This is a genomic window from Gilliamella sp. GillExp13 (assembly GCF_001690815.1).
GTDB lineage: Bacteria > Pseudomonadota > Gammaproteobacteria > Enterobacterales > Orbaceae > Gilliamella > Gilliamella bombi.
On record NZ_LZHJ01000022.1, the window covers coordinates 25,169 to 47,399 of the forward strand.

General features: G+C 35.3%; 24 protein-coding genes. 21 read left to right on the forward strand and 3 right to left on the reverse strand.

The window, feature by feature from the left end:
• The first annotated feature begins 225 nt into the window (after nt 1-225).
• The 4 genes from A9G37_RS01430 (at nt 226) to A9G37_RS01445 (ending at nt 3,632) form a co-directional block, all read left to right on the forward strand.
• Nucleotides 226-1,377 (forward strand): porin, encoded by a 1,152-nt coding sequence (locus tag A9G37_RS01430; protein ID WP_065574399.1) that lies wholly within the window; start codon nt 226-228, stop codon nt 1,375-1,377.
• A 302-nt stretch (nt 1,378-1,679) separates the two neighbouring features.
• Nucleotides 1,680-2,822, forward strand: a complete 1,143-nt coding sequence (locus A9G37_RS01435; RefSeq protein WP_065574400.1) for a porin — start codon at nt 1,680-1,682, stop codon at nt 2,820-2,822.
• A 135-nt stretch (nt 2,823-2,957) separates the two neighbouring features.
• Entirely contained in the window at nt 2,958-3,416 is a 459-nt protein-coding gene (locus A9G37_RS01440) for a methylglyoxal synthase (protein WP_065560922.1), read from the forward strand.
• Complete coding sequence (locus tag A9G37_RS01445; protein WP_065574401.1) at nt 3,417-3,632, forward strand: hypothetical protein; 216 nt, start codon at nt 3,417-3,419, stop codon at nt 3,630-3,632.
• An 85-nt stretch (nt 3,633-3,717) separates the two neighbouring features.
• Here A9G37_RS01445 and A9G37_RS01450 read toward each other — a convergent pair whose 3' ends face one another.
• Nucleotides 3,718-4,497: a class II glutamine amidotransferase gene (locus A9G37_RS01450; protein WP_065574402.1), complete on the reverse strand. Its 780-nt coding sequence runs from the start codon at nt 4,495-4,497 to the stop codon at nt 3,718-3,720.
• 1 nt (nt 4,498) lies between these two features.
• Nucleotides 4,499-5,077, reverse strand: coding sequence for a D-sedoheptulose 7-phosphate isomerase (lpcA, locus tag A9G37_RS01455; protein WP_065574403.1), 579 nt, complete (start codon nt 5,075-5,077; stop codon nt 4,499-4,501).
• 402 nt (nt 5,078-5,479) lie between these two features.
• Here lpcA and ribH point away from each other — a divergent pair, with 402 nt between their 5' ends.
• The 11 genes from ribH to gorA all read left to right on the forward strand — a co-directional run bounded on the left by ribH (nt 5,480) and on the right by gorA (nt 15,435).
• A complete protein-coding gene (ribH, locus tag A9G37_RS01460; protein WP_065574404.1) occupies nt 5,480-5,950 on the forward strand; it encodes a 6,7-dimethyl-8-ribityllumazine synthase in 471 nt (156 codons plus the stop codon).
• A 4-nt stretch (nt 5,951-5,954) separates the two neighbouring features.
• On the forward strand, nt 5,955-6,374 hold the full coding sequence (gene nusB, locus A9G37_RS01465; protein WP_034911540.1) for a transcription antitermination factor NusB: 420 nt from the start codon (nt 5,955-5,957) through the stop codon (nt 6,372-6,374).
• A gap of 21 nt (nt 6,375-6,395) precedes the next feature.
• Nucleotides 6,396-7,451: a TrmH family RNA methyltransferase gene (locus A9G37_RS01470; protein WP_065574405.1), complete on the forward strand. Its 1,056-nt coding sequence runs from the start codon at nt 6,396-6,398 to the stop codon at nt 7,449-7,451.
• A gap of 150 nt (nt 7,452-7,601) precedes the next feature.
• On the forward strand, nt 7,602-8,537 hold the full coding sequence (nadR, locus tag A9G37_RS01475) for a multifunctional transcriptional regulator/nicotinamide-nucleotide adenylyltransferase/ribosylnicotinamide kinase NadR (RefSeq protein ID WP_065574406.1): 936 nt from the start codon (nt 7,602-7,604) through the stop codon (nt 8,535-8,537).
• A gap of 62 nt (nt 8,538-8,599) precedes the next feature.
• Complete coding sequence (ubiE, locus tag A9G37_RS01480) at nt 8,600-9,376, forward strand: bifunctional demethylmenaquinone methyltransferase/2-methoxy-6-polyprenyl-1,4-benzoquinol methylase UbiE (protein WP_065574407.1); 777 nt, start codon at nt 8,600-8,602, stop codon at nt 9,374-9,376.
• A 14-nt stretch (nt 9,377-9,390) separates the two neighbouring features.
• Nucleotides 9,391-10,932: a ubiquinone biosynthesis regulatory protein kinase UbiB gene (ubiB, locus tag A9G37_RS01485; RefSeq protein ID WP_065574408.1), complete on the forward strand. Its 1,542-nt coding sequence runs from the start codon at nt 9,391-9,393 to the stop codon at nt 10,930-10,932.
• 83 nt (nt 10,933-11,015) lie between these two features.
• On the forward strand, nt 11,016-11,252 hold the full coding sequence (gene tatA, locus A9G37_RS01490) for a twin-arginine translocase TatA/TatE family subunit (protein WP_065574409.1): 237 nt from the start codon (nt 11,016-11,018) through the stop codon (nt 11,250-11,252).
• 3 nt (nt 11,253-11,255) lie between these two features.
• A complete protein-coding gene (tatB, locus tag A9G37_RS01495; protein WP_065574410.1) occupies nt 11,256-11,609 on the forward strand; it encodes a Sec-independent protein translocase protein TatB in 354 nt (117 codons plus the stop codon).
• A complete protein-coding gene (gene tatC / locus A9G37_RS01500; protein WP_065574411.1) occupies nt 11,606-12,376 on the forward strand; it encodes a twin-arginine translocase subunit TatC in 771 nt (256 codons plus the stop codon). Before tatB ends, tatC begins: the two co-directional genes overlap by 4 nt.
• A 46-nt stretch (nt 12,377-12,422) precedes the next feature.
• Entirely contained in the window at nt 12,423-13,853 is a 1,431-nt protein-coding gene (gene hldE / locus A9G37_RS01505; protein ID WP_065574412.1) for a bifunctional D-glycero-beta-D-manno-heptose-7-phosphate kinase/D-glycero-beta-D-manno-heptose 1-phosphate adenylyltransferase HldE, read from the forward strand.
• A 226-nt stretch (nt 13,854-14,079) separates the two neighbouring features.
• Complete coding sequence (gene gorA, locus A9G37_RS01510; protein WP_065574413.1) at nt 14,080-15,435, forward strand: glutathione-disulfide reductase; 1,356 nt, start codon at nt 14,080-14,082, stop codon at nt 15,433-15,435.
• 97 nt (nt 15,436-15,532) lie between these two features.
• Here gorA and A9G37_RS01515 read toward each other — a convergent pair whose 3' ends face one another.
• Complete coding sequence (locus tag A9G37_RS01515) at nt 15,533-16,882, reverse strand: MFS transporter (protein WP_065574414.1); 1,350 nt, start codon at nt 16,880-16,882, stop codon at nt 15,533-15,535.
• Between the two features lie 232 nt (nt 16,883-17,114).
• On the opposite strand from A9G37_RS01515, the gene A9G37_RS01520 reads away from it, so the two are divergent.
• The 6 genes from A9G37_RS01520 to A9G37_RS13405 all read left to right on the forward strand — a co-directional run.
• The gene (locus A9G37_RS01520) at nt 17,115-17,678 is read left to right on the forward strand and encodes a DNA-3-methyladenine glycosylase I (RefSeq protein WP_065574415.1); all 564 of its coding nucleotides are present in this window, start codon (nt 17,115-17,117) and stop codon (nt 17,676-17,678) included.
• Nucleotides 17,679-17,689: 11 nt separating this feature from the next.
• On the forward strand, nt 17,690-18,313 hold the full coding sequence (locus A9G37_RS01525) for a YdcF family protein (RefSeq protein WP_065574416.1): 624 nt from the start codon (nt 17,690-17,692) through the stop codon (nt 18,311-18,313).
• Nucleotides 18,314-18,413: 100 nt separating this feature from the next.
• Nucleotides 18,414-19,775: a tRNA uridine-5-carboxymethylaminomethyl(34) synthesis GTPase MnmE gene (mnmE, locus tag A9G37_RS01530; protein ID WP_065574417.1), complete on the forward strand. Its 1,362-nt coding sequence runs from the start codon at nt 18,414-18,416 to the stop codon at nt 19,773-19,775.
• Nucleotides 19,776-20,436: 661 nt separating this feature from the next.
• A complete protein-coding gene (locus A9G37_RS01535) occupies nt 20,437-21,603 on the forward strand; it encodes a hypothetical protein (RefSeq protein WP_065574418.1) in 1,167 nt (388 codons plus the stop codon).
• A gap of 94 nt (nt 21,604-21,697) precedes the next feature.
• Nucleotides 21,698-22,000, forward strand: coding sequence for an IS3 family transposase (locus A9G37_RS01540; RefSeq protein ID WP_065560538.1), 303 nt, complete (start codon nt 21,698-21,700; stop codon nt 21,998-22,000).
• Nucleotides 22,001-22,125: 125 nt separating this feature from the next.
• The coding region (locus A9G37_RS13405) for an IS3 family transposase (protein WP_141671004.1) at nt 22,126-22,231 on the forward strand (106 nt) is incomplete at its 3' end.

Genomic DNA, 22,231 nt, shown 5'->3' on the forward strand with positions numbered 1-22,231 from the left:
TTTGGTTTAAAAAATAATCAAACAGACTTAAATTTAGACTTAGACACTACATTTAATGAAAAGTTCGCTTGATTTTAAAAAAAAATTATACATAATTTACAATACTGTAAAAAGTAGAAAAATAATAGATAAAAATATTATTTTTTGGATGAGTAATTATTGTACGAAAATTGACGCTAAATTTATGGAAGTGTCTTTTTAAAAAAATAACCATGAGGGTAAAAAATGAAACGTAATCTATTAGCAATCGCTATCCCTGCGCTTTTAGTCGCAGCTGGTGCAAATGCATCTATCGAAGTTTGGAACAAAGATGGTAATAAAGTTGACTTTTACGGTCGAGTAAAAGCAGCTAACAACATCACTGATCGTGGTCAAAAAGACGAAGGTGACGATACTTCGGCCCGTTTAGGTATGTCAGGTCAAACTCAAATCACTGATAGCGTAACTGGCTACGGTCGTTGGGAATATGAAGCGAAAGCGGGTAAAAATTCTGATAACGAAGTGCGTTATGCATTCGCTGGTTTAAACTTTGGTGACTTTGGTTCATTCGACTATGGTCGTAACGACGGTGTGTTAAAAGCAATTACTGCTTATACTGACGTATTACCACAATTTGGTGGCGATGCTGCAAACAATGATTGGAACGTACTTTCAGCTCGTACTAAAGCTGTTGCAACTTACCGTAACAATAACTTCTTCGGTTTAACTGATGATATCAGCTTTGCATTACAATATGCCGATAACGGAGATAACTCAAATAGAATTAAAGGAGATTCTGTTAAAAAAGGTGAATCTCGTGAAGCTTATGGTGCAAACGTTCAATGGAACATCTTTGACACTGGTTTAACTGCTGGTGCTGGTTATGCACGAACTTCAAACAGTGATAATCGTCAAAGCACTTGGGCTGGTGGTCTTAAATACGATAATTATAACCTATATTTAGCTGCTAACTATTTCCAATCTAAATTTAAAGATATATTCTCATATGGACCGACGCATAGAGGTAGTTATAAAACTGCTGATGGTAAAGTTAGAGGTTTTGAATTAGTAGCTCAATATGGTATTGATTTAGAAGTAGGTCGCATCACTCCATCTTTAGCTTATGTTCAACATAAAGTTAAAGCTGATGGGGCGAGTTTTGTCGAAGATAATATTCGTTACCACAATAGCGGATTCAGCTCACCTGTAGTTAAATATGTATCTTTAGGTGCAACTTACGATCTAAACAAAAATTTCAGTGCAATTGTTGAATACAAATTCAACTTGTTAGATCGTGATGATTACGGTGCTTATAAAAATACCGAAAATTCACGCGGTCGCGGTAGCAAACCAGGTACTAAAGATGTGTTAGGTGTTGGTTTGATTTACCAATTCTAATCTCTTAATATCTTATAAAAAGGCACTTAGTTGCCTTTTTTTTCGCCTCTTAAATTCATTCCTATCTAAAAAACATTTTATGTCTAAAAAAAATTATAATAAGTATTAAAATATTCGAAAATTCGCAGAATAAATCAAAATTTCATTGTTAAATAAGCAATCTATACAATAGAGTCAGTGTTTATCAGGCAAAAATGACTATCACAGTAATAATATAATTGCTAATTATTAGCAGTTATTTGTTAAACCAGAGCAAAGTAATTTGCATCTTTAATAATATAAAATACCTTTGAGGGTAAAAAATGAAACGTAATCTATTAGCAATCGCTATTCCTGCACTTTTAATTGCAGGTACAGCAAACGCTTCTATTGAAGTGTGGAATAAAGACGGTAATAAAGTTGACTTTTATGGTCGTGTTTACGCATTAAACTATATTACTGATCGCAATAACCAAACTGGTGAAGGTGACAAAACCACTGCACGTTTAGGTATGTCAGGTCAAACACAAGTGACAGACAGCGTAACTGGCTATGGTCGTTGGGAGTATGAAGCAAAGACAGGTAAAAATGCTGATAATGAAACTCGTTATGCATTTGCTGGTTTAAACTTTGGTGATTTTGGTTCATTCGACTATGGTCGCAATGATGGTGTATTAAAAACATTAACATCTTACACTGACGTTTTACCAGAATTTGGTGGTGATGCTTCTGATAATGATCTTTATGCATTAACAGCTCGTACTAAAGCCGTTGCAACCTACCGTAATTCAGATTTCTTTGGCTTAGTGAATGGTTTACGTTTTGCCGTTCAATATGCGGATAACGGAGATAACAGCTCAACGCGTCATTTCGGTAATTATACTCTTAATGATAAACACAATAGTGCTGAAGCATGGGGTTCAGTTGTTGATTGGGATGTGCTTGATACTGGTTTATCTGTTGGTGCTGGTTATGCACAAACTGGTGGTCATAAAGATGCTAAAGCATGGTCAGCTGGTATCAAATATGATAACGACAACCTTTATTTAGCTGCGTTATATATTCAAGGCAAGCAAAAATATGGTTGGGATAATGCCTCAGCTACTCATAGCGCTGATGATTTAAAAACCAAAGGCTATGAATTAGTTGCTCAATATGGTATTGACTTTGAAGTGGGTCGCTTAACGCCATCTGTTGCTTATATCCAACATAAAGTTAAGGATGCATCTAGTTATTCAAGTGATGCAGGGCTTAAAGGTAATGATTTAGCTAAATATGTTGATGTTGGTTTAACTTATGACTTTAACAAAAACCTACAAGCTATTATCGATTATAAAATTAACTTGTTAGATAAAGATGATATCGGTGCACGCCGTGCTTTATATGAAGATGGTTCATTTACTAAATCACAAATCAAGGGCACAACAAAAGACACAGTAGCACTTGGTTTAATTTACCAATTCTAATTGATTGTATCTTTATTTTTAAAAGGCACTTCGGTGCCTTTTTTTATTATCTATTATCAATTAAATAACCCTTGCGCTTTGATTAATACTCTGTTAAAAATTAAAAAGAATATAATAATGAATTAGGATACGATGATGCTATATACCACACGTAAATTACTGGCTAAAAAAAATATTGCTTTAGTTGCTCACGATCACTTGAAAGATTCTTTATTAAATTGGTGTAAAAAAAATCGTGAAGAGCTTTCTCGTCATAATTTATGTGGCACGGGCACTACTGGAACATTAATAAAGCAAGAAACAGGATTAAATATCACGCCAATGTTAAGTGGTCCGATGGGGGGAGATCAGCAGATAGGTGCATTAATTGCAGAAGGTAAAATTGATATCTTAATCTTTTTTTGGGATCCACTTAATGCTGTACCTCATGATCCAGATGTGAAAGCGTTGTTACGATTATCTACTGTTTGGAATATTCCAGTTGCCACTAATCAAGCCACAGCCAATGCATTAATTCAGTCCTCTATTTTTACGCAAGAAGTTGATATTGAAATTCCTGATTATCAAAACTATTTAACTCAAAGAGTTAAATAAATGCCAATACCATCTCAAATTCGTAAAACAGGTCGGCAAATACTTTTACTTGATAATCTGTTTATTGTCTTGGGTTTTTATGTTGTGTTTCCGCTTGTTTCAACCCACTTTGTTAACCAAGTTTGTTGGAGTGCACTTTTTGTTGGTTTTGCGTTAGGATTTCGGCAATTTGTTCACAAGGTTTTGGTATATTATTGGCAATGGTATTATTGCTGATTGCTCTAGCTAAAAACCTATAATATTATGGATAACTTTAAGTTATCTGCATTATCAATTTAAAAATGAGTCACCAAGCACCCTATTAAAATGCGGAAGATTGGCTAATTTTGCCATCTTTAAATAAAATCGCTTCGCCAGTATTAAGTTTTTGCCATATCTCATTTGAAGTTAATGGTAAGGTTGAAATGATAGTAACAATATCATTGGGTGTTGTATGTTTTTGAAAATCAATTTCTACATCTTCGTCCAATAATTTTGCTTTGCCAAATGGTGCTTTGCGGGTTATCCAATGCAAATTTGTTGTGCAATAGGCAAACACATATTGCCCATCAGAAAGTAGCATATTGAATATGCCTAGTTGGCTTAATTGGTTGGCACATTGCTTAATAAAATTAAATAGCTCAAGATCATCGACAGGTTTTTGTAAATATTTTTGCTGTAATTGATTAATTAAATAGCAAAAGGCAAATTCGCTATCGGTTTCTCCAACAGGTTGAAAAAGCCCTGTATCTAAATTTTGGTAATTGGTTAATTGTCCATTGTGGGCAAAAGTCCAATTTTTACCCCAGAGTTCGCGGGTGAATGGGTGGGTATTTTCTAGTGCGACACCGCCTCGATTTGCTTGTCGAATATGAGCAATCACAGCTTTAGATTTGATGGGATATTCTTTCACCATTTTAGCAATAGGCGAATAGCTACAAGGCTCAGGATCTTTAAATGTTCGGCAACCTTTTCCTTCGTAGAAAGTAATTCCCCAACCATCTTTGTGAGGACCTTTGTCCCCACCTCGTTTAATTAAGCTAGTAAAACTAAAGCAGATATCGGTTGGCACATTAGCACTCATACCCAATAATTCACACATATTATTTTGCCATCTCTTTTTCAATTAACAGAATAAGAATATGAATAACTTTGATGTGGATTTCTTGCACACGATCGGCATAACCAAAATGTGGAACACGAATATCAACATCGGCAAGTCCATTCATCTTACCACCATCTTTACCAGTTAACGTAATAATTTTCATCCCTTTTTGTTTTGCTGCTTCAATAGCCTTAAGCACGTTAGCTGAATTTCCTGAAGTTGAGATACCTAAAAGCACATCACCTTTTTGACCTACACCTTCAACATAACGTGAAAAGATAGAATCAAATCCAAAATCATTACCTACACACGAAATGTGGCTTACATCTGATATGGCTATCGCAGGATAAGCAGGGCGATTATCACGATAGCGACCAGTTAATTCTTCAGCAAAATGCATAGCATCACAATGAGAGCCACCATTACCACATGATAAAACTTTACCACCATATTTAAACGAATTAGAAATTAAAATAGCAGCTTTTTGGATTTGTTGGAGATTTTTATCGTCTGAAACAAAATTAGTTAATACGTCAATAGCTTGGTTTAATTCATCACGAATATTGTCAATATACACAGGTATTTCTCCATCAATAATAAATAAATTTATAGACTATTGTAATTTGTTCAAAATAGCTTGCAAGCGATAAAAATAAGATTACCTTATTTTGGTAAAAACATATTTAGGAAATATGCCATTAAGTGCAAAAATAAACATTGAAATAGAAATAAATTAAGGTCATTTCTAATAATGATGGTTGAAATAACGACAAAATTTAAATTAATTTTAAATTTAACAAATAATACATTTGCAACTAGTTAAATTCTTTGCATTTATTTTAAATAATATATTGGGTAGAACTTGGTCGTAACGCTATTTGCCGATAGGATAAGTCTTTAATTCGTGATACAATTTATTAAGTAATTTTCACTCAAAACAGAGTGAAATGGCATAAAATAGAATTAATAAGGAATTTATATGCAAACGATTGAAGGTAAAGTTGCTGCACCAAAAGCTAAAGTTGCAATTGTAGTGGCGCGTTTTAATCATTTTATTAATGATAGCCTAGTAAATGGTGCAATTGATGCATTGACACGTATAGGACAAGTTGATGATAAAAATATCACTGTTATTTGGGTTCCTGGTGCTTATGAAATTCCTCTAGCTGTTAAAGTTGCCGCACAGTCCAAAAAATATGATGCTGTGGTGGCGTTAGGTACCGTAATTCGTGGTAGTACAGCGCATTTTGATTTTGTTGCTGGTGAATCAAGCTCTGGATTATTAACTACAAGTTTAGATAACACTATTCCAGTAGGATTTGGTATTTTAACCACCGAAAGTATAGAACAAGCAATTGAGCGTGCAGGCACTAAGGCTGGCAATAAAGGGGCTGAAGCTGCATTAACTGCGCTAGAAATGCTAAATATTATTAAAGCAATTAAGGAGTAATTTTGTGGCATTAGTTAATCCTCGTCGTCGAGCAAGAGAATGTGCGGTACAAGCCATTTACTCTTGGCAAGTTTCCAGAAACGATCTTGCTGATGTTGAGACAAGTTTTATTGCAGAACAAGATATGAAAGGCGTCGATTCTAAGTATTTTCGTGAATTATTAAATGGCGTAGCAAAAAATACTGCCGAATTAGATGATAAAATGACGCCTTATCTCACTGAACGATCTGTTGATGAATTAGGACAAATTGAATTAGCGATACTTAGAATCGCACTGTATGAATTAATGAAACGTCAAGATGTGCCCTATAAAGTGGTAATTAATGAAGCCATTGATTTAACAAAAACCTTCGGTGCTGCTGACAGCCATAAATTTGTTAATGGCGTATTAGATAAAATAGCCCCAACCATCCGTACGCGATAACCGATTAATTGTGAGATTGATATGAACGACAATACCGAAAAAAATAAACCATCTATTTTTTACGCCAAAAATAGTGAATCTAAAAAACATTCTCGCTCGGCTATTGAAAAGCCTTCTCGATGGAAAGACAAGCGTAAAGATGATTCATTTCAGTTGAAATCTAAACGAGATCGTCATGATCGTATTGAAACATTCAAATCTCGAAATGATAAATCTGAGTTTGCAAAAAAGCGGTTTAATGTTGAACTTAATCAATCTCAATCATCTATCGATAATGATTCACCATGGCAAAAAAAGGTTCGTTCTAATGATCAAGTACCGACCTTTGGTTATGATGGCTATCGCCAACGTAAAGAAGAAACTTTAGTTTATAGTGAAAATAGCTGTAAAGCAGTTTTCAAACATCGACGTACAGCTATTGTTAAACTATTTATTACTCAAGAGATGACTTACCAGTTTAAAGATCTAATAGATTGGTTAGTCAAACAACGGTTAGGTTATGATGTTATCTCTAGTGAGCAAATTAGTAAAATAACTCAAACTCAGCACCATGGCGGTGTCTGCCTAATTGTAAAAAAACGTGTTCCACTTACCTTATTGGATTATTTAGAAAACAATAGTAATAAAGATCATGATTGTATTTTAGCTATTGACGATGTTCATAATCCCCATAATTTAGGCGGCTTAATTCGTAGCGCTACTTTTTATGGTGTTAATGGCGTTATATTACGTCAAACGAATTTACTTGATAGTGGCGCTGCCATGCGTGTGGCAGAAGGTGGTATTGAGGCTGTTGAATCAATTAAAAGTGATGATTTTGTTGCTTCACTTGATATGCTCAAACAGCGTGGTTACCAAGTTGTTGCGTTATTACCGTGTCAGGCAAAATCCATTGCATCAACTGAATTGCATAAAATCAAGTTTGATAAAAAAGTTGCGTTAGTTATATTTCAACAAATTAATATAAAACTTATTAATTGTGCTAATGTTGTTGTCCATTTAAAGGGCAATGATAACATGCCTGCATTAAATATTTCGGTTGCAACGGGTATTTTATTATCTAATTTACAAAAATAATAAAGTATTATTTTATTTTTATTATCAATTAGTTGGATGGTAAAAGTTATTTTTATAATTGGTAAAATATATCAAATAGCATGATTTGATTAGAAATTGCTTTTTTTTTCTGTAAATTGTTATTAGTTATTGTGTGTTTTGGTAATGGTTATGGCTTTAAAGCATAAAGTTGGTTTAATTTTCGGGAAGTTTTATCCTTTACATTGTGGTCATATTTATTTGATTGAAAAAGCAATGAGCCAAGTTGATGTGCTACATATCATATTGGGCTGTGAGGAATCACGTGATAAGCAGCTATTTGATAAAAGCCGCTTACCCAAACAACCACAAGTTAGCGACCGTTTTTCATGGTTAAAAGAGACGTTTAAAGATCGCCACAATATTCATATCCATGTACTTGATGAAGCTGGTATTGAATTTTATCCCAATGGGTGGCAAGATTGGAGTTGTCGCGTTAAGCAAATCCTTTCCGAACATAAAATTAAGCCTAATGTAGTATTTACTAGTGAACCGCAAGATGTCAAAAATCATGAACTCTATTTTGGCTGTCAGGTAATCATTGTTGATGCCAATCGAGATTTTATAAGCATCAGCGCAACACAAATCCGTGAAAATCTTTATAAAAACTGGTCTTATATCGCACAAGCAGCAAAACCTTTTTTTGTTAAAAAAGTAGCTATTGTTGGTCAAAATAGATTTCGTGATTTACCGATTCAACTTGCTAATATTTATAATACTCAATATGTACCTAACGGTTATATCAATTATATTGAGCGAGAAATCTTAACTCAGCATAACAAACGTTATTTGAGTGAATCTGATTTTATGAAAATTGCGATGTTACATGTAGAACGGATTTCAAAAGCTGTTGAAAGCGCCAATAAGGTTATTTTTACCTCAATTGATTTTGAAACATTAGCACAGTACTACGATCAATTATTTCAAAAAGATAATGAAATTTTAAAAGCTTTTAAAGACAGTTATCATTTTGATTTAGTCATTCATGAAAAAGATTTAAATCCAAAATCCTCACGGCTGGAACATTTTGAAACAATCACAAAAGAGGTTGAATCATTATTGATTTAGTTCATCACATTTATTGTGGCTTATGTTAAAATAAGTCAATCATTTGTGATAGGTAAATTTTTATGTCTCAATCTTCTGACAAACAAGACGATACAAATCAAGAAAAAATTGATTTTGGTTACAAGCAAGTTCCCAAACAAGAAAAAGTAAAACGTGTTGCCGAAGTATTTCATTCTGTTGCTGATAAATATGATGTTATGAATGATTTAATGTCATTTGGCATACATCGTATTTGGAAAAAAATTACCATTGAATATAGTAGCGTGCGTAAAGGTCAAAAAGTTTTAGATTTGGCAGGAGGCACTGGTGATTTAACGGCAAAATTCTCGCAATTTGTTGGTGATGATGGATTAGTTGTGTTAGCCGATATTAACGAATCAATGTTAAAAGTGGGACGAGATAAGCTACGCGACAAAGGCTTATTTAAAAACATTGAATATGTACAAGCTAATGCCGAAGAATTACCTTTTGCAGATAACTATTTCGATTGTATTACTATTTCATTTGGATTACGTAATGTTACCGACAAAGAAAAAGCATTACGATCCATGTGGCGAGTATTAAAACCTGGTGGGCGTTTATTAATTCTTGAATTCTCTAAACCGCAATATCAAATCCTGAATAAAGCGTATGATCTATACTCATTTACTATGTTACCATTGATGGGGAAAATAGTGGCAAATGATTCTGAAAGTTATCGTTATTTAGCTGAATCCATTCGTATGCATCCTGATCAAAATACACTGAAAAAAATGATGGAAGATTCAGGATTTGTCGATGTGAAATATCACAATATGACTGGTGGTATAGTTGCGTTACATACTGGCTTTAAATTTTGATGCGATGAATAATAATGACATTTTTTAGACTGTTTAAAATATTAACTGTATTCCGAGCTTATCAATTAAATGAATTGTTACCAAAACATCGTTCATCAAAATGGTTGCGCACTTTATTATTTTGTATGTTTTGGGTTAGAGCTAAAGCAAAACATCAAGAAATCGGTGAACGTTTACGACTAGCATTACAAGAACTAGGTCCAGTTTGGGTGAAAATTGGACAAATGATCTCAACTCGGCGTGATATTTTACCAAAACACATAGCCGATGCTTTGGCAAAATTACAAGACCAAGTTAACCCTTTTGACGGTAAAATTGCCAAACAAATAATTGAGTCAGCTTTAGAGCAGCCAATTGATTATTATTTTGCAGATTTTGACGAAAAACCAATAGCATCAGCATCAATAGCACAAGTTCATAAGGCGATATTAAAACGTAGTCAAGCCGAAGTAGTTATCAAAGTATTGCGTCCTAACATTTTACACGTTATCCAAGCCGATATTGGTTTGATGTATTGGGTGGCTAAACAATTAACTAAGCGGATTGAATCAGGCGAAAAATTACGAGCGGTTGAAATAGTGCATGATTATGAAATGGCACTATTAAAAGAGTTAGATTTACAAAAAGAAGCTTACAACACGGCTAGATTACGCGATAATTTTATCAATAGCGACATTTTATATATCCCTTATGTTTACCAAGATTTATGCCGAAAAAATGTGATGGTTGAAGAGCGTATCAAAGGGATTCCCATTGCAGATATCAATCAGTTAAAGCAAAATAATGTTGATATGAAATTACTTGCAGAACGAGGAGTACAAGCTTTCTTTACCCAAGTGTTTCGCGATAACTTTTTTCATGCTGACATGCATCCAGGTAACATTTTTGTTGATATTACTGAACCACAAAATCCACGTTATATTGGTATTGATTGTGCCATTGTTGGTATATTAAGTGCTGATGATCAACTCTATCTTGCAGAAAATTTCTTAGCATTTTTCAATCGAGATTATCGAAAAATAGCCGAAACCTATATTGCATCAGGCTGGGTACCAGCAACAACGGATGTTATTGCACTTGAAATGGCAATGCGCAATGTATGTGAGCCCGCATTTTCAAAACCACTTTCTGAAATCTCATTTTCACAGATTTTACTACAATTATTTCAAGTCGCTCGTCAATTTGATATGGATATCCAACCCCAACTAACCTTACTTGAAAAAACACTATTTTATATTGAAGGACTTGGTCGTCAGCTTTATCCAGAACTTGATTTGTGGCAAACAGCAAAGCCATTTTTAGAAAAGTGGTATCGAGATAAATATAGTGCTAAAAAGATACTACAACAAGCTTGGGAATCGCTGCCTCAGTGGCGGGTCATGTTGCCACAGTTACCAGAAAAATTAAATGATTATGAACGAATTTCCAAACAAATGAATGTTCAATTACAACAAATCAATCAAGAACTTCAGCGTAGTAAAAAGCGTGAACAAAATTTATATACAGTGATTGCACTATTTTGTGCATTATGTATTATTATATTAATTGTGCATTAAGAATTGAGCACAAAACTAGTTATTTGGGAAAATTGTAGTTTGTGTGTATAATTTAGGTATTAACCTTACTGGAGATAATTATCATGATGCCAAGCTTGCCTCAACTCCTCATATTAGTTGCTGTTGTTGTTTTGTTATTTGGAACAAAAAAATTACGAACATTAGGCTCCGATCTTGGCGCATCAATTAAAGGTTTTAAAAAAGCGATGAATGATGATGACGGCCACGACCAAAAAGAGCACGACAATTTACAAAAAGTCGAAAATATCGACTCATCAGAAACTAACAATACAGATACTAACAATAGCAAAAAAGAGTAACCCGTGTTCGACATCAGCTTTGGTCAGTTATTATTGGTATTAATTGTTGGTCTGGTGGTTTTAGGACCAAAACGATTACCTATTGCCATAAAAACAGTTGCAGGATGGATAAAAGTACTCCGCCGAATGTCTGCTACTGTACAGTTAGAATTAAATAAAGAACTTAAGCTACAAGAGTTACAAGACAGTCTAAAAAAGGCTGAACAAAGTGGTTTAACAACACTTACGCCAGAGATTCAAGAATCAATTGATGATTTAAAGCGCGTAACAGAATCATTACAAAACGAGATCGAATCTGCAACGCAGATCGATTCTCACTCTAACTCTAACTCTCACTCAGATAAAAATAAATCATGACTGACGACGCTACACAACCATTAATTGGACATCTTGTTGAACTTAGAGCACGGCTTCTGCGTTCAATTATCTGTATTTTGCTAGTATTAGCTTGCTTACTCTATTTTTCCAATGATATTTATCATATCGTGGCAAATCCGCTTATCAGCCAATTACCTCAAGGTTGTAGCATGATAGCAACAGATATTGCAGCACCATTTTTTACCCCAATTAAGCTAACTGCGGTGGTGGCAATATTTATCTCAATTCCTTACATACTGTATCAAGTTTGGGGATTTATCGCACCAGCGCTATATCAACATGAAAAACGTCTAGTAATGCCGTTAATTGTATCAAGCACAATTCTCTTTTATCTTGGTATCGCATTTGCTTACTTTGTGGTGTTTCCACTAGCATTTTACTTTTTTATTCACACTGCACCTATTGATGTAGCTATCAATACAGATATTACAAAATACCTTGATTTTGTAATGACACTCTTTATTGTTTTTGGATTTGCTTTCGAAGTGCCAGTTGCCATTATACTACTTTGTTGGACAGGAATAACTACACCTAATAGTCTACGAAAAAAGCGCCCTTATATTATTGTAGGGGTATTTGCTATCGCAATGTTTGTTACACCGCCTGATGTATTTTCACAAATATTATTAGCTGTACCTATCTGTTTACTATTTGAAATTGGCACTTTTTTTGCCCGTTTTTATCAACCACGAAAAAACGACAAAACAGAAGATGACAGCAGTTATGAATCTGATAAAGATAGTTAACAGATAAAAGATGAATTAACTGAATAATTAAGGATAACAAGTCATAATGAATACATCATTACCTGATTTTAATTGTGCCAATGTATTAGTTGTAGGCGATATTATGTTAGATCGCTATTGGTATGGAGGAACTAATCGGATATCCCCCGAAGCGCCAGTACCTGTAGTTAAAATTGACTCTTTAGAAGAGCGACCAGGTGGTGCGGCTAATGTTGCTATGAATATTACATCGCTTTGTGGTAACGCACGACTAATCGGACTAACAGGTATTGATGAACCAGCTAAAATTCTTGATGAACAGCTAAGTAACCACAAAGTTCAATGTGATTTTGTCTCTGTTTCAACACACCCAACTATAACTAAACTACGAGTCTTATCACGTAATCAACAATTGATCCGTATTGATTTTGAAGAAGGATTTGGCAATATTGATGCAACTCCTATTCTTGAGCGTATTCAAACAGCATTGGCGACGCATAAAGTATTGGTTCTGTCGGACTATGCTAAAGGAGCATTATCAGCAGTTCAAGCAATGATTAAGCTTGCCAATCAAGCAAATGTACCGATTCTAGTTGATCCCAAAGGGACTGATTTTGAACGTTACCGCAGTGCAACAATCTTAACCCCAAATATGTCAGAGTTTGAGGCGGTAGTTGGTCATTGTCAAAGTGAAGATGAAATCATAGAAAAAGGCCACCAACTGATTAAACAGTACCAACTAAAAGCGCTATTGGTTACACGAAGCGAAAAAGGCATGACATTGCTTCAATTAGATAAACCAACTTATCATCTACCGACTCAAGCTAAAGAAGTATTTGATGTAACAGGTGCTGGCGATACTGTAATTGCCACATTAGCTGCAGCTTTAGCCGCAGGGCAATCTTTAGAGGAAAGCTGTTTCTTAGCCAATGCGGCAGCGGGTGTTGTTGTTGGTAAACTTGGCACTTCAACAGTATCACAAGTAGAGTTAAGTAATGCCATTCGAGCACGTGCCGATGACGGATTTGGTGTAATGACAGAAGAAGAACTTAAAGAAGAAGTTCAAAAAGCACGGCTGCGTGGTGAAAAAATTGTCATGACCAATGGTTGCTTTGATATTTTACACGCAGGACATGTTTCTTACCTTGCTAATGCGCGTAAACTTGGTGATCGTCTAATAGTTGCTGTGAACAGCGATGCCTCGGTTAAGCAGTTAAAAGGTGAATCAAGACCAATAAACCCACTTATGCAACGAATGATTGTATTAGGTGCACTTGATTCAGTTGATTGGGTCGTGCCATTTGAGGAAGAAACACCACAACGATTAATAGCCACTATTTTACCCGATGTATTAGTCAAAGGTGGCGATTATAAACCTGAAAATATAGCAGGCGGTAAAGAAGTTATTGCTGCTGGTGGAACTGTTAAAGTGCTCAATTTTGAAGATGGATGTTCAACAACCAACATTATTAACGCAATAAAAAGAACGCTAAGCTAAATAATCACAAATAAAATCGGCTACTTTGAAATAAGTAGCCGATTGGCTTTTCAACTCTTAATAACCTTAGTTAATCCTTGTTTAAGATAAAAATCAGTAAAAAAATTAATACACTTTAATCAATCGTTAATAACTATTGTTAAATTTCAAAATTAATACTTTTTTTATTGTGATCTTTATGCAAAGCTAATAAGCAAATAACGAAAAAGAGTATTAAGGATATTTTATGACCAAACATTATGATTACATTGCCATTGGCGGTGGTAGTGGAGGGATAGCATCAATTAATAGAGCTGCGTCCTATGGAAAAAAATGTGCCATTATTGAAGCCAAATTATTAGGTGGAACCTGTGTTAATGTTGGTTGTGTACCCAAAAAAGTAATGTGGTATGGCGCTCAAATTGCAGAAGCTATTAAACATTATGGTCCCGATTACGGTTTTGATACCACTATTAATCAATTCAATTGGGATAAATTAATTGCTAGTCGAACTGCTTATATTGATCGCATTCATCAGTCTTACGATCGGGTTCTTACTAATAACAAAGTTGATGTCATTCATGGCTATGCAAAATTTGTTGACTCTCATACCGTTGAGGTAAATGGCGAGCACTATAGTGCTGATCATATTTTAATTGCTGTTGGCGGAAAACCAAGCATTCCCAATATTCCAGGTGCGCAATATGGCATTACTTCAGATGGCTTTTTTACTCTAAAAGCCTTACCAAAACGTGTGGCAGTTGTTGGCGCAGGTTATATTGCTTGTGAAATAGCAAGCGTATTACACGCCTTGGGTGCACAAACACATCAATTTGTTCGCAATGCTACACCACTACGATCTTTTGATCCGCTTATTATTGAAACCTTAATGGAAGTTATTGCTACTGAAGGGCAACAATTACATACTTTTGCTGTTCCAAAATCGGTAATTAAAAATAGTGATAATTCACTAACATTAAACATCGAGAATGGCGAAAGTTACACAGTTGATTGTTTAATTTGGGCGATTGGACGTGTTCCAGCAACAAATGACATGAATTTACAGGCGGCAGGAATTGCGGTTGATAATAAAGGTTTTGTTATCGTCGACAAATACCAAAACACCAATGTCCCGGGCATCTATTCTGTCGGTGATGATATTACAGGCGCTATAGCGCTAACACCTGTTGCTGTTGCCGCAGGGCGTCGCTTATCAGAAAGGTTATTTAACAATAAACCAGATGAACATTTAGATTACAGTAATATTCCGACCGTCGTATTTACTCATCCTGCAATTGGTACAGTAGGATTGACTGAACCAGAAGCAATACAGCAGTATGGTGAAGAAAAAGTAAAAGTGTATAAATCAACATTTACAGCAATGTACACCGCAGTAACACAGCATCGACAACCTTGTCGAATGAAATTAGTATGCGTGGGGAAAGATGAAAAAATTGTTGGTATTCATGGTATTGGTTACGGAATGGACGAAATGTTACAAGGCTTTGCAGTAGCGCTTAAAATGGGAGCAACTAAAAAAGACTTTGATAATACGGTGGCTATCCACCCAACTGCTGCCGAAGAGTTTGTTACCATGCGTTAAAAACAACCGATATTAGTAATAAAAAAGCAGGCTATTAGTCCTGCTTTTTTATTAATATTTTTATAATTAATGTTTTTATTATTTAGGCTTTTATCGATTAATGATTTGCATCACTTTGCCAGCCATTTTTAGCTAAAGGAAAGAAACCGACCCCAACCGCAATTAACGCTACAAAAGAGATGTAAATACCAGCACCAAGATAACTATATTGACCTAATAAATGTTCAGGGCTTAATAGATAAATGGTTAATGTTGGTGTAAATGCACTAAATAGCGCATAGGCTAAATTATACGAAAATGACAAACCCGAATAACGAATCGCAGGAGGGAAAGCTCTTGTACCAACTATTGCTGTCATTGCAACAGAACCAATAAATAGCCCAAATACAGCCCAAAGCGAATAAAGTTTAGTTAAGGACATATCTGGCGACAAAGAGCTATAAAATACAATGCACATAATAGCAAGTCCGCCCCAGTTAATTAGCATTGTTTTGGTTGTACCTATTTTATCTTCTAACCAACCAAAAATAATGCAACCGATAGTCAAAGTTAGTGCAGCAATACAACCACCAATACGCCAATCAAGATTAGCAAAATGGTACATGCCACCTACAATACGACCCGGTGTAATCAAAATACCCACCATAATTGCCGTCGACAACGACCAAGTCAAAAGAGCCACAATTAGGCAAGCTGTTTTATGTTTTTGAAGCACGGTAACGACAGGAATATTCTTTTCAATTGCTTTGCGTGCCGCTAACTCTTTAAAGATAGGTGTTTCAGATAAAAATCGACGTAAATAAACCGAAATAACGCCAAAAATACCACCAATAATAAACGGAATACGCCAAGCATAATCTAAAATATTTACGGTGGTAAAACAAAGATCAATAATGATAGTCACAATAAAGCCAAGTAAAATACCGCCAGTAATACCTGAAGTTAACGTACCGATACCTAAACCATAACGTTGTTTTGGCACATGCTCAGCAATGAACACCCAAGCTCCTGGCATTTCACCACCAATTGCGGCACCTTGAAGCATACGCATTACTAATAATAACAGAGGTGCAAAAATACCAATCACTTCATAAGTTGGTAAAACACCAATGATAAATGTAGGTAATGCCATCATAGCCACGCTTAAGGTAAACATTCGCTTACGTCCCACTTTATCACCAAAGTGCGCCATAATAATGCCACCAACAGGACGAACCAAATAACCAGCAGCAAAAATACCCCATGCAAATAAATCTAACGTTAATGGCGATAAAAAATGCGGTAAAAATAGTGGTTTTACAATGGTATCGATGTAAAGCGCATAAATAACAAAATCATAAAATTCTAATGTACCACCCAAAGAGGACAAAACTAACGTTTTAAAATCCTGCCGATTTAATGGTCGAGCACTAGGCTGCCATTCCGCGTTAATTACAGACTGACTCATGGAAAAACCTTATTATTAAATTAAGTTAGAAAATAAAAAATCTATCTTTTATTGATTTAAGTTAAAAACGTGAGATTCATTCTGCCACAAAAAAAAGGCTTTTTTTCATCATAAAAAAATTTAATGCATGTAACAAAACTACTTATTTGATTTATAATTCAACTAATCGAAGCTTAAAAAATATAAATCACGATAAAGCATAATCAATAATAAATAAATTAGATAAAATTTGATGACAAATAACAACAAAGTACGCTGTAGTTGGGTTTTGGATGACCCAATATACATTCATTACCACGATAACGAATGGGGCAACCCCCAATATGATAGCCTTAAACTATTTGAAAAAATTTGCCTTGAAGGGCAACAAGCGGGATTATCGTGGATCACTGTTCTAAAAAAACGCGATGAATATCGACGTTGCTTTTTTAATTTCGACCCACACAAAATTATTCAGCTAACGCCTGAAAATATTGAACATCTTTTAAAAAATAAAGGACTAATTCGTAATCGTTTAAAGCTAAATAGCATTGTAAAAAATGCTCATGCTTATTTAAACATGCAAAAAAGTGGTGAAGATTTCTCGCAATTTATCTGGTCGTTTGTTGATAATAAACCAATTATTAACCATTTTAACGATAAAAGCGAAGTCCCCGTAAGTACTGATATATCAGAAAAAATGTCAAAATCGCTAAAAAACAAAGGTTTTACATTTGTTGGTTCTACCATCTGTTATGCTTTTATGCAGTCCATGGGATTAGTTAACGATCATTTTGAAAATTGTTATAAAAAATAAAGGAAAAATGGATGATAGTAAAATCAATAAAGTATGGTATAGCCTTAATATTAGCCTATTTCATTATTGCTAACATTGCGATTTATATTTCTTCGATGCAAAAACCAATAAAAAATGCCGATACCTTGGTCATATTGGGAGCCCAAGTGATTAACACACCAGCCATAGCTTCTTCAACCTTAGCCGAGCGTTTAAATATTGCCATAAATTATTTACAAAATAACCCACAAACCAAAGTTGTTGTTTGTGGCGGACAGGGAAAAAACGAATCTGCAACTGAAGCTAGTGTAATGGCCCAATATTTAATTGAAAAAGAGATCGATGCTAATCGAATTTATCAAGAAGACAAATCAACCCGAACAGCCCAACAATTTATCTATGCAAATCGTATATTACCTTTAGGCAAAACGGTTGTGGTAACCAATGATTTTCATTTATTGCGATCGCTAATGCTAGCTAAACGTTCAGGAATTAACGATGTATCAGGCTTAGCCGCGCCATTAGATTTGACTAAAAGAGATAAATATATCGCATTAATAAGAGAACCCCTAGCACTAGCAAATTCTTGGTTATTTGACCATCCAAGCGATAGTAAAACCTCTAAAAACCAATTACCAAGTCAACCATCTAACTAAAATCATCGGCACATTACGGCAAAAGCACGGGTAACTACTGTTTTTGCCGTGCGTCCATGATATCATTAACTATTAAAATTTAAATCAGCTACAGATAAATATGAAATCAGACACAATTGTTGCACAAGCAACACCACCAGGTCGTGGTGGCGTAGGTATATTGCGCATTTCTGGACCCCAAGCCCAAGCCGTGGCTCAGGCAGTATTAGGACAAATACCCAAACCAAGGTATGCGCATTATCTTCCTTTTTTAGCTACTGATGGTTCAATCTTAGATGAAGGTATTGCGCTGTTTTTCCCAAATCCACACTCTTTTACAGGCGAAGATGTACTTGAATTACAAGGGCACGGTGGTCCAGTTATTTTGGATCTACTTTTAAAGCGTATATTAGAACTTCCTAACATCCGTATTGCAAAGCCAGGAGAGTTTTCAGAGCGTGCATTTTTAAATGACAAGCTAGATCTGGCACAAGCCGAAGCTATTGCTGATTTGATTGATGCTAGCTCAGAACAAGCGGCAAAATCGGCAATATCATCTTTGCAAGGAGTATTTTCTAAAAAAGTGAATGCATTGGTTGAATCCTTAATTCATTTACGCATATTTACCGAGGCAGCAATCGACTTTCCTGAAGAAGAAATTGACTTTTTATCTGACGGCAAAATAGAAGCACAGCTTAACCAAGTCATAACTCGTTTAAGCGAAGTTCGCCAAGAAGCTAAACAAGGATCATTGTTACGAGAGGGCATGAAAGTAGTCATAGCAGGGCGTCCTAATGCAGGAAAATCAAGCTTACTTAATGCGTTAGCTGGGCGTGAGGCTGCCATTGTGACCGATATTGCAGGCACCACGCGTGATGTACTGCGTGAACATATCCATATTGATGGCATGCCACTACACATTATTGATACCGCAGGTTTACGAGAAGCTAGTGACGAAGTGGAGCGAATTGGTATAGAACGTGCTTGGCGAGAAATTGAGCAAGCTGATCGTGTATTATTCATGGTTGACAGCACAACCACAACAGAAACCAACCCAGAAAAGCTATGGCCTGAATTTATTGAACGCTTACCTAAAAATATGCCAGTAACCGTAATTCGTAATAAAGCCGATTTAACAGGCGAAAAGCTAGGATACAGTGAAGTAAATGGCTACTCACTGATTCAGCTTTCAGCTCGAACGGGGGAAGGCATTTCACTATTACGCAATCACCTAAAACAAACAATGGGCTTTACCAGTAGCACAGAAGGTGGATTTTTAGCACGTCGCCGCCACCTTCAAGCACTTGAAAAGGCAGCCGAGCACTTAAATAATGGTAAACACCAACTAGTCACCTTCCATGCTGGTGAATTGCTCGCTGAAGAGCTAAGATTAGCGCAAGAATCCTTAAGCGAAATCACAGGAGAATTTACTTCTGATGATTTATTAAGCCGTATATTCAGTTCGTTTTGTATTGGTAAATAGGTCAAACTTTAATTCTACGTTAAATAAAGTCTATAAAGCAGAACATTGCCTAGTTGTTGGTATATTTCAATATCAAAATGTGCTGACAACTAAGAAAATCAGCATCTCAAGTAAGAATTTTTTATCATGAACAAATTAAAGCTGGCATGTAATACTTAAATGCATTCAAATAGACTTTAAACAAAATATAAAATTCCCAAAGATACTTTATAGCGAATTAATTTCACTAAAACAAAAAATCAAATAAAATCAATAGTCTACCTGAACGATTTTAAAGTAAAAAACACACTTATAGCACCACAATGCTAATATGCTTGCCTTATCACAGCATCAAAATATACCGATAACGAAATAAAGCTAGCACGCCAAACTGGGCGGTTGGGTGTGTTTGTGTTTTAGATGTTATCAGCAATATTAATCATTCCGTAAAAATCAAAAAGTCCTAAAGCTAACACCCTATTTTAATTATAAAATTCACCTATCTATAAAGCTGAACCGTTTTCATCTTTACATTTCTTTACAAAAAAGTCCGCCAAAAAACTAGTCAATCACCCCCTTAAATGGCTATACTTTCATCGCTTTAGAAAAATAAGCTTATTAAATAAGCGAATAAATATAAAAATTCAAATAAAACAAAATATTACTTAACACGAGGAATGTAATGCATTATCATTTTAGGCACAAGCACTGGCAAACCTATGTCTTAAATTTATCAAATAATCCTATTCGACGAGTTTTTACACGAAACTTATTTATATCTTCCAAATTATCTCTCAACGTATTATCGAAATTGTTCCAAAAAAGCTTATTGGTGTTGGGACTGTTATTATTGTCATCTTCATGGAATTTACAGGCATTAACTAGTAAAAGTGGTCGTGTAAATAATCATCGTAGTGATGCAATAATGCTACCTGCTGATCCAGTTATCTTATTTGCGACTCCAACCCTTTCACCTTACTATATTTATAATGAAGGTATCAACGATTTTCAACCTGAACCCACGACTCCTGAATTTGTTTACAATAAAGGGTTTTTTGCTCAACCATATCCTTTAAATGCTTTTAATTTTCCTACCACTGGTGCTGATGGGTTATTTTTTGATTTAGTTTTAGAGGGAAATGTAAATGATTTAATCTGGGATTCAGATACACATGAAGGAATTACTGCCACAGTGACAAGTATACCAAGGAATGAGTCTTGGTTTTATGAGGCTTGCAGTACTCTGGAAAGTTTTATGCCTTCCTGTAGTACAAGAACTATTTTTAAAAAAAGTACATTTATACGCGTTATTATAACAGGTCCATCAGCAAATTATGCTCAAAGAAACTCCAATAATCCAAGTCCAGTTCGTAAGCCACATTTGCCGCAAACATTTGAATTAGTGGGTAGAAATAGATCTGGAGAGGTATTAAAGTATAGTTTTATATTGAAGCAGTGGTTTGTCCATCGTGGTGATAAAATGGGTAGCCAATCTGAGCAAACCGCATGGTGTAATGCGATAGGTTATCGTATGCCAAGAGTAAAAGATCTGACCAATGCGAAATGCGGCGTAGATAACCACCCCAGATACGACAATTTTCCTTGTAGAAATGGAATAGACGGCGCTTCACCACAGTCACGCCGTAATGATGTACTACGCAATATAGGATCAGGATTCATAACGGAATGGGGAACCTTGACTATGTACGATAGTGCAGGCTTTTCCCGCCGTGGTAACTATTGGACTAGCGATAGCGATTTCTTCGTAGAATCGGGCAGTGGTACTGTTAAAAATCTAAAATCAGATTGGGTTCCTAGTTCTAATGGTGGTATTTGCGTTTATCCTTAATACTAATCTAATACAGTGGATCGGCTACACTAATTAGTACCAGTTTTATAAGGTCATTGTTATGATAAACTAAAAATAAGAGAAGGTAACAACAATGGCAATCGATTCATCACGAAGAGCAAAACGTAGCTTTACTAACGAGTTCAAAAAACAAATGGTCATGCTATATCAAAATGGTAAAAAACGTGCGGATATCGTCGCAGAGTATGACCTCACCAAATCAGCATTAGATAATTGGATAATGCAGTACCAAACTACCGGCTCATTCATCGCAAAAGATAATCGTCGAACTGAAGATAACGAACTTATCGCGCTACGCAAAGAGAATAAACGCTTGTTAATGGAGAATGATATCCTAAAGCAAGCGACGTTGATAATGGGAAGAAAATCGAGTTAATTTTACATAATAAGCATCGATACAGCTTACGTGCATTATGTCGATGTTTAAATGTAACCCGAAATCGTTTCTATTATCAACGGCAATTAACGCAGCAATCACAAGATATATCACTGAGTGAAATAGTGGGTGAAATTTTTAATACTAATTATCGTGCTTATGGTACAAGGCGTCTGCAAGCAGAGCTGAGAAAGCAAGGCATAACCGTATCTCGACGCCGAATAGGTCGAA

Excerpts from the sequence above, each read along its gene's own strand:
- A9G37_RS01470 (WP_065574405.1), top strand. The coding sequence starts at position 6,396 with ATGAACGACAATACCGAAAAAAATAAACCATCTATTTTTTACGCCAAA.
- gorA (WP_065574413.1), top strand. The coding sequence starts at position 14,080 with ATGACCAAACATTATGATTACATTGCCATTGGCGGTGGTAGTGGAGGG.
- ubiE (WP_065574407.1), top strand. The coding sequence starts at position 8,600 with ATGTCTCAATCTTCTGACAAACAAGACGATACAAATCAAGAAAAAATT.
- ubiB (WP_065574408.1), top strand. The coding sequence starts at position 9,391 with ATGACATTTTTTAGACTGTTTAAAATATTAACTGTATTCCGAGCTTAT.
- mnmE (WP_065574417.1), top strand. The coding sequence starts at position 18,414 with ATGAAATCAGACACAATTGTTGCACAAGCAACACCACCAGGTCGTGGT.
- A9G37_RS01515 (WP_065574414.1), bottom strand. The coding sequence starts at position 16,882 with ATGAGTCAGTCTGTAATTAACGCGGAATGGCAGCCTAGTGCTCGACCA.
- A9G37_RS01430 (WP_065574399.1), top strand. The coding sequence starts at position 226 with ATGAAACGTAATCTATTAGCAATCGCTATCCCTGCGCTTTTAGTCGCA.
- A9G37_RS01535 (WP_065574418.1), top strand. The coding sequence starts at position 20,437 with ATGCATTATCATTTTAGGCACAAGCACTGGCAAACCTATGTCTTAAAT.
- A9G37_RS01525 (WP_065574416.1), top strand. The coding sequence starts at position 17,690 with ATGATAGTAAAATCAATAAAGTATGGTATAGCCTTAATATTAGCCTAT.
- nadR (WP_065574406.1), top strand. The coding sequence starts at position 7,602 with ATGGCTTTAAAGCATAAAGTTGGTTTAATTTTCGGGAAGTTTTATCCT.
- ribH (WP_065574404.1), top strand. The coding sequence starts at position 5,480 with ATGCAAACGATTGAAGGTAAAGTTGCTGCACCAAAAGCTAAAGTTGCA.
- tatA (WP_065574409.1), top strand. The coding sequence starts at position 11,016 with ATGATGCCAAGCTTGCCTCAACTCCTCATATTAGTTGCTGTTGTTGTT.
- A9G37_RS01435 (WP_065574400.1), top strand. The coding sequence starts at position 1,680 with ATGAAACGTAATCTATTAGCAATCGCTATTCCTGCACTTTTAATTGCA.
- A9G37_RS01450 (WP_065574402.1), bottom strand. The coding sequence starts at position 4,497 with ATGTGTGAATTATTGGGTATGAGTGCTAATGTGCCAACCGATATCTGC.
- tatC (WP_065574411.1), top strand. The coding sequence starts at position 11,606 with ATGACTGACGACGCTACACAACCATTAATTGGACATCTTGTTGAACTT.
- A9G37_RS01540 (WP_065560538.1), top strand. The coding sequence starts at position 21,698 with ATGGCAATCGATTCATCACGAAGAGCAAAACGTAGCTTTACTAACGAG.
- A9G37_RS01440 (WP_065560922.1), top strand. The coding sequence starts at position 2,958 with ATGCTATATACCACACGTAAATTACTGGCTAAAAAAAATATTGCTTTA.
- A9G37_RS01445 (WP_065574401.1), top strand. The coding sequence starts at position 3,417 with ATGCCAATACCATCTCAAATTCGTAAAACAGGTCGGCAAATACTTTTA.
- hldE (WP_065574412.1), top strand. The coding sequence starts at position 12,423 with ATGAATACATCATTACCTGATTTTAATTGTGCCAATGTATTAGTTGTA.
- A9G37_RS01520 (WP_065574415.1), top strand. The coding sequence starts at position 17,115 with ATGACAAATAACAACAAAGTACGCTGTAGTTGGGTTTTGGATGACCCA.